Source organism: Pseudomonadota bacterium (genome assembly GCA_010028905.1).
Lineage (GTDB): Bacteria > Vulcanimicrobiota > Xenobia > RGZZ01 > RGZZ01 > RGZZ01.
Genome location: RGZZ01000709.1, coordinates 1 through 1,846, shown reverse-complemented (window position 1 = coordinate 1,846; position 1,846 = coordinate 1). Strand labels below are relative to the sequence as shown.

Genomic DNA, 1,846 nt, shown 5'->3' with positions numbered 1-1,846 from the left:
GGCGCCGATGCGGGCGCAGGCGTATGGGCTACACTTGGCGCCACTGGATATGAACCATCTGCGGGCGGCCCGACAGGGGGCTCCTTGCCATCCCGTCGCTCCGGTGCAGGAACCGGCTCACCAGGACTGGAGCCTCTTTTTTCTTTGTGAAGACTCAAACTGACCAATCGAATCTGATTGGGCTTGAGGGGGATCGGTACATTCGCACTGTCCTCGTAGCCCTCAAGCTTATACTGTACTTTATGGGGCTTGGGCATCGCTTCGCAGAACTCGATAGGAGTCTTGCCCACGCACTGATCGTCAAGAAATACATCAGCGCCCGCGGGGACTGACTCAAAGCTGAACCCTGTCTTTTTCTGCGCAGGCGTCTTGACATCGCCCTTCTGCGTGGGCAACGTAGGAAACTGTCTGCCACCGTCATCAGATCTGGCCTCTGTCTGCTGCACAGCACTGCTACGCGTCTTTCCCCAATCGGTGCGATAGCCCAGATACCACGCCCCACCCAAGCCCACCCAGAGCGCCAGCATCCCGCCCGCCAAGGGCACGATGAAGCTCTTGCCCGGCGACAGCTGCGGCACTGGGGTGGAGATATCCTGACGCATTCCGCCATCGACATACAGCTCAGGCCTGCGCGCCACCGCCAGAGGGGGCTGGTTGTGATGCGCCGCCCTGCGCTCCCCACGCCGCCGCCCTGACGGATCCCCCGCCGGCGCGGGAGGCCTCGACGCCGTCGGCGCCGCGGGGGCCACCTTGGACACCACCGCCCCCTGCAGCTCGTGGGCAGACAGCCCTTCGAGCGCCTCATGAAGCTCGCGCATCGAGGCGTAGCGATCACCGGCCAACGGAGACATGGCCTTCGACACGATCTTCTGCACCGAAGCCGGCTGCACGCTGCGCTGATCTCCGCCCTTCGAGGGGGCGTCACCCGTGAACAGCGCGTAGAGCAGCGCCCCCAGGGCATACACATGGGCCCGCACGTCGGGCGGCTGCACGGGGCTCATCTCGGGTGCGGCATACTGCCAGACGGCGCTTGCTCCCCGATCTGACGGGCGCATCGTGGGGGGCAGCAGCCGCGTCAAGCCGTAGTTCACCAGACGCACCCGCCCACGGCCATCAACAACCACATGCGCCGGTTCGATCAGCCCCACGCAGACCGGCGGAGTCTGCGCATGGAGATACTCTAACCCCTGGGCCAGCTGAACCACGTAGTCGACCGCCACCCACATGGGCAGCTCGTTGCGCAACATGATCTTCTCGAGGGTATCGCCCTCGGCATACTCGGTCACGACGACGAACCCGTCATCGTCATCGTAGCCGTCGTTCACCCCGGCCAGGTTCGGGTGGCTCAGCGAAACCAGGCGCAACACCTCGCGCCGCAGCGCCTCGAGGTCTTGCGACCGCCCCCCGATCCGCTTCACGGCGACCTGGCGCCCGCCCATGACCACGTCTCGGGCCAGCACCACGGTTACCCCCCCACGCTGGTGAAGCGTCGACAGGGTCTGATAGCGGCTCTGCCGCTCGGTCGCCTGAATCACCTGCGCCATGACGTCTCTCCATCGTTCTTCTGTACACGCGCGGCTCGAGACACCCTGCCCTCACACCGCGAGACCATGGGTTCGACGCCATGCACCTTCCACCTTCATCTCCCTGTTTCGCGTTTCCCATATTGACACCAACACCGTACATACATCCTCTACAATGCCAACCCACAGAGAGGGTCGCCAACCTACTTCGCCACCGTTCGCAGCCTTTGACAGCAACAAACAACACACCACACTGTCCTTCTCCCGTTTGAGGTTGACACATCGTCGCCTCAGAAATACTCAAGCTGCCTCTTGTAGATCGG

At 63.4% G+C, this 1,846-nt stretch carries 1 protein-coding gene; it reads right to left on the bottom strand.

Annotated elements, in window-relative coordinates; all coding sequences use genetic code 11:
* The coding region (locus EB084_24570; GenBank protein NDD31438.1) for a PEGA domain-containing protein at positions 1–1,544 on the bottom strand (1,544 nt) is incomplete at its 3' end.
* Positions 1,545–1,846: the final 302 nt, after the last annotated feature.